This window comes from Klebsiella sp. 4_1_44FAA (assembly GCF_000238715.1).
Lineage (GTDB): Bacteria > Pseudomonadota > Gammaproteobacteria > Enterobacterales > Enterobacteriaceae > Klebsiella > Klebsiella pneumoniae.
Genome location: NZ_JH414811.1, coordinates 47,850 through 52,179, shown reverse-complemented (window position 1 = coordinate 52,179; position 4,330 = coordinate 47,850). Strand labels below are relative to the sequence as shown.

Annotated in this window: 3 protein-coding genes and 4 pseudogenes; 2 read left to right on the top strand and 5 right to left on the bottom strand. The window is 53.2% G+C overall.

Translation table 11 applies throughout. The features are described from left to right. Positions 1–171 (bottom strand): annotated as a pseudogene (locus tag HMPREF1024_RS01385) (IS110 family transposase); the annotation flags it as partial. A gap of 284 nt (positions 172–455) precedes the next feature. Further along, positions 456–1,295: pseudogene (locus HMPREF1024_RS29545) on the bottom strand (IS3 family transposase); the annotation flags it as partial. A 185-nt stretch (positions 1,296–1,480) separates the two neighbouring features. On the opposite strand from HMPREF1024_RS29545, the pseudogene HMPREF1024_RS31490 reads away from it, so the two are divergent. After that, a pseudogene (locus HMPREF1024_RS31490) lies at positions 1,481–1,612 on the top strand (ISNCY family transposase); the annotation flags it as partial. Here HMPREF1024_RS31490 and HMPREF1024_RS01390 read toward each other — a convergent pair. Together HMPREF1024_RS01390 and HMPREF1024_RS01395 are read right to left on the bottom strand one after the other, a co-directional pair. Further along, positions 1,609–2,220 carry a DUF2913 family protein gene (locus tag HMPREF1024_RS01390; RefSeq protein ID WP_000176305.1) on the bottom strand — a complete coding sequence of 204 codons (612 nt, stop codon included), beginning with the start codon at positions 2,218–2,220 and terminating at the stop codon, positions 1,609–1,611. The pseudogene HMPREF1024_RS31490 and the gene HMPREF1024_RS01390 sit on opposite strands and share 4 nt — an antisense overlap. A gap of 53 nt (positions 2,221–2,273) precedes the next feature. Then, a complete protein-coding gene (locus HMPREF1024_RS01395) occupies positions 2,274–2,555 on the bottom strand; it encodes a hypothetical protein (RefSeq protein ID WP_001568067.1) in 282 nt (93 codons plus the stop codon). 181 nt (positions 2,556–2,736) lie between these two features. Here HMPREF1024_RS01395 and HMPREF1024_RS0127750 point away from each other — a divergent pair, with 181 nt between their 5' ends. Next, positions 2,737–3,063 carry a C2H2-type zinc finger protein gene (locus HMPREF1024_RS0127750; protein WP_004201125.1) on the top strand — a complete coding sequence of 109 codons (327 nt, stop codon included), beginning with the start codon at positions 2,737–2,739 and terminating at the stop codon, positions 3,061–3,063. Between the two features lie 1,044 nt (positions 3,064–4,107). Here the strand turns inward: HMPREF1024_RS0127750 and HMPREF1024_RS29540 are convergent. Continuing rightward, positions 4,108–4,330 (bottom strand): annotated as a pseudogene (locus tag HMPREF1024_RS29540) (incFII family plasmid replication initiator RepA); the annotation flags it as partial.

The window sequence follows — 4,330 nt, the reverse complement described above, 5'->3', positions numbered from 1 at the left end:
GGTCCCAAACGAGGTCATCCATGCCAGCATCTGCCGGTAACCTTGTCGTGTTGTGGAGAAATACTGAGTCCCAAGGACTTTATTGTTCTGATCTACGACAGCGGCAACGTGCAAATCTTTATGTGTATCCACGCCACCCACAACGGCAGCTTCGGTAACTTTATCAACCATGACAGAGCTCCTGTGAGGAAACAGAGTTGAATCTCCAGACAGATAACCCGGACAGGACAGTAACGAGACAAGCCGTCAGGCCCTTCTTGAGTCACGCGCATCGGTGAGGAGATGCCTCGCATGAAGGCGCTTCCGGCAACCGACGGGTCCAGGGCAGGACACAAAAGGTCGATCGCTGTGTGAGTCAGGATGCGGGAAGGTCTTCACTGCATCAGTAATCACACCAATCTGGTTAAACGGCAAACTAAGTGGTGGTAAAGACTGACATCGGCATTATTACTACCGCTGTGGAACATCACCCCGACGGGCTTACCACGGGTTTTCCATGCCATTTCCAGTGCTTTCATGGTGAGCCTGCTGTCCGGCGAGAACGACATGGCCCAGCCCACTGGTTTTCTTGCGAACAGGTCGAGAACAACGGCGAGGTACGCCCAGCGCTTACCCGTCCAGATATAGGTCACATCACCGCACCACACCTGATTTGGTTCCGTTACGGCGAACTGTCGCTCAAGATGATTCGGGATAGCAACGTGCTCATGACCGCCACGCTTATACCGGTGAGTCGGCTGCTGGCAACTGACCAGCCCCAGCTCTTTCATGAGTCTGCCAGCAAGCCAGCGCCCCATCTGGTAGCCTCTCTGGGTTGCCATTGTGGCGATGCTTCTTGCTCCGGCAGAGCCGTGGCTGATGCCATGCAGTTCAAGTACCTGACTGCGTAATACAGCCCGTCTGCCGTCTGGCTTTTCAGGACGGTTTTTCCAGTATTTGTAGCTGCTGCGATGAACCCCGAACACATGGCAGAGAGTGGCCACAGGATAACGCGCCCTGAGTTTCCCGATTATCGAGAACTGTTCAGGGAGTCTGACATCAAGAGCGGCTTTTTTTAATATGTCCCGTTCGTCGGTAACCCGTTTCAGCTCTTTCTGGAGACGGCGGATCTCGGCCTGAGCATCTGACTGTTCTTTATTAGTGGAAGAATCCGGACCGTACTTCTTTATCCAGGCATAAAGGCTGTGGGTGGTGATATCGAGACGTGTTGCAACGCTGGCAACAGAATAACCGCGATCAACAACCTGTTTGACTGCTTCAGTTTTAAACTCTTCGGGATAACGCTTACCGCTCATGGGCACCTCTCTTTAAGCCATCTTAAATGACTCTGAGGTGTCTGTTAAACCCGTGGCGATTCAGTACTCAATGCTGAATGGGCAGCAAGAGGGCGCAGGGGATTTGAACGTAATCCCCGTGATGATTAGCCTCCTTTGGGCTGAAAAATTTGCGCATGTGCAAACCACCGGAGCACACGCTAATAGGCCGTTCAGAAGGTGAGCGTCAGGCCACTCTGAAAATTGCCCGTACCATGCTGCAGAACGGCATTGACCGCAATACTGTCATGAAAATGACCGGTCTGACTGAAGATGACCTGGCACAAATCCGCCACTAATCCCCCTTTCCTGGCACTCCCTGCCGGGCCATCAGTGAAAACTGGTGGGGCAGGGAGGCATCAGACTCAGGCTCAGCCTGCCAGCCACAGCGATTTAACAGTTTCATTATCCCAGTTACGTTCCCTGTCAGACGTACTGTCAGCGGATTTGTCTGTTGGCCATTGTCGTCAAAAGCGGCATCAAGGTTTGTCCGTAAGAGATAAACACCGTTTACTCCAGGATTGAGTACCAAAGCATATCGTCCGGCCCATTCTCTGTCGCTCATTACGCGGTAATTCCAGCCCATGTCTTTCGCTGTTTCCAGCGCATACGTCAGGCGGAACATGTCGTTCTGTTCAGTCAACTCGCCGCTGCAGGAGCGCCAGACATAGCCCAGTTTGTCGGCCAGCTTAGCTCTCACACCCAGCAAACGCCCCTGATTCAGTAACCACCCGATATCCTGTGCCACATCGCGCGAGAATCGCCGTTGCTTCAGTGCTGCCGCGAGCCAGCGGGTGAGAAAGAGATTTTCCTGTGCGGGAGAGAGTTCTCCCTGCTCCTGTCTGGCCAGTGCCAGCGCGACCAGTGCACACCATGCCAGATGGCCTGTTTTTTCTGTCAGCGTCATAACAGATACCTCCCTTCAGTCTTACTGATTCCCAGGTCTTAAATCTCAGTTGTTCAGCTCTGTACAGTCGGTCTCAGCTGCCATGTTGCCCCACCAAAACAGGTCACACCGACCACCTGCTCCCAGGTTTCCTTCTGCTCCAGCAGCTTCTCCAGCGCATGAAAGTCCGCGCGCGAGAGCACAATATCTTCCCGCTCGCCGGGCGACTCCAGAATATACCCCTCAGGTATCCGCGTGGCCGATTCAGCAGCCTGCCGTGAGGATATGCGGTAAAAGGTTTTGATGCATCCTCCGCGAGTGAGGGCATCGAGGATGATGCTTTCGGCAACGCGCATGACTGGCTCCGGTTAAAAGTGTTTCACGTCTTTGCCGGTGTGCAACTGGCGACGCTCATCATGCCGCGTAGTGCTTCCACAGACAACGGCTTTGCCTCATTGCCCCGGTGGACCATCGCATGGCAGTTCGGACAAGGAATGCTATGGTAAATATAACCTTCCCCTTACACTCATGAAGCTTATGGAAGAATTATTCACTTGTCCGATATGTAAACTCTCATTTGGCCATAAAGCTAGGTTGAGAAAGCATATAAAAAAGCATACGAAATCCCTTGAAAAGAATCTCGCTAAGGCCAACTCAACCAAAAAGGCTGAGCATGAAAAGATGCTTATTCAGGAGAGGATTGCAAGGACAGGTAGCGCTTTTAAAAATGAATCGGAGAGAAATAAGTACTTTGAAAGAAGGCGTGCTGAAAACCCCATATTTGATATCGATACGCCGATCAGAAAGGCCTCGTTTATAGTGAATGCCGGTGCCTTTGGTTTGGGTAAATCCAGAAAAAACTAGCCGTTTTTTTGGCAAAAGCAGATCTAATGTCCCCGTGGTGAGTATATAAAAAATTACGGGGAGCTGAGCGACCTTCGTCTAGCTCTCTTCTTGTTTTTTTGCCGCAGCGGACTCTCGCGTGCGTCAGACACAAGTGGCGCAGGGGACGGGTTTTTGATGCGCGTCAGCGCATGGGAGGCGCCATGCGCCGGAGACCCCCGCAGCGAAGCGAGGACGAAAAAAGCATTACGGCTTCAGCCGTAATAATCCCCCACACTGCTAAGCCCAGAACAAACCCGCTAAAAACGATACAGAAGCTGCTGTGCGCGGTCGGAGTGGTCACGACAAGGCGATAGCCGCAGTCGGGGCGTATCTCCGCGTTAGCGGGCCGTTAGGGCCGCTTACGAGCGTGTACGCCAGAACGAAAAGCAACACCACCCACAGCAATGACAAGATCTAGTTACAACATCCGCCATTCTAAAGCGATGGTGTTCCCCGGCCTTCGGCCGGGGGCGGCGGCGCTTTTCAGTGGTGGGGAAGGGCACCGGGCCGGCAAACCGGCGCCGGTTTTATGATGATTTTCCATTTGAATGCTGTAACTAATGTGGTTATCCGGTCGGGGCCCGTCGCGAAGCGATGGGAGCTCTCTCTGAGGTTGCCGAACCGGCGCGACCGGGAGGTCGCTGCAAGGGCGGGCATTCTCCTGAGCCTGTCCACAGGGCAGGCGATGAACAGGTTATGTGTTTACAGGATTTATTAAAGGATCTTTAAAAGAGATACAGAGCTGATGTTTAAAAGGAACCATGCGCCCTGAAAGTCCGACGGCTGGCGCTCTACGAAAATATCGGTTCGCGCTATATGAAATACTCCCTTGCAGTTATATGTGGATAACAGAATTCGGCCGTCAGAAGTGACGCAGGCGATAACATTTAAGGCCACTTTGACGCCAGGAAGACCGGAATTATGGTGAGGAATGCAGGTCTGAAGATGAGATAATACGTAGTAGCCGGCCAACAGGCGTGCGAAAGCCTCCGGCGCCGGCCGGATTTTTTAAAGAAGGTGATGTTATATGGGTACAGTGGCCAGTCGCGTGTAGTTGTTCCCGCGCGACAGCAGCATGCGCTCCTGCACACGGCGCTCAACCTCACGCTTCAGCGCTTCTTTATCTCCCCTGAAGCGGCCGGTGGCGTATTCGCGAGTCAGTTGCTGACGCACGCGCGTCTCAATGTCATGACGCTGCCGTGATGCATCCCGCCGTGCAGTATCCCGCTTCCGGCCGTGAGATTTC

Bases quoted from the DNA above. Each gene is read 5' to 3' on its own strand.
- HMPREF1024_RS0127750 (WP_004201125.1), top strand. From the start codon at position 2,737: ATGGAAGAATTATTCACTTGTCCGATATGTAAACTCTCATTTGGCCAT.
- HMPREF1024_RS01390 (WP_000176305.1), bottom strand. From the start codon at position 2,220: ATGACGCTGACAGAAAAAACAGGCCATCTGGCATGGTGTGCACTGGTC.
- HMPREF1024_RS01395 (WP_001568067.1), bottom strand. From the start codon at position 2,555: ATGCGCGTTGCCGAAAGCATCATCCTCGATGCCCTCACTCGCGGAGGA.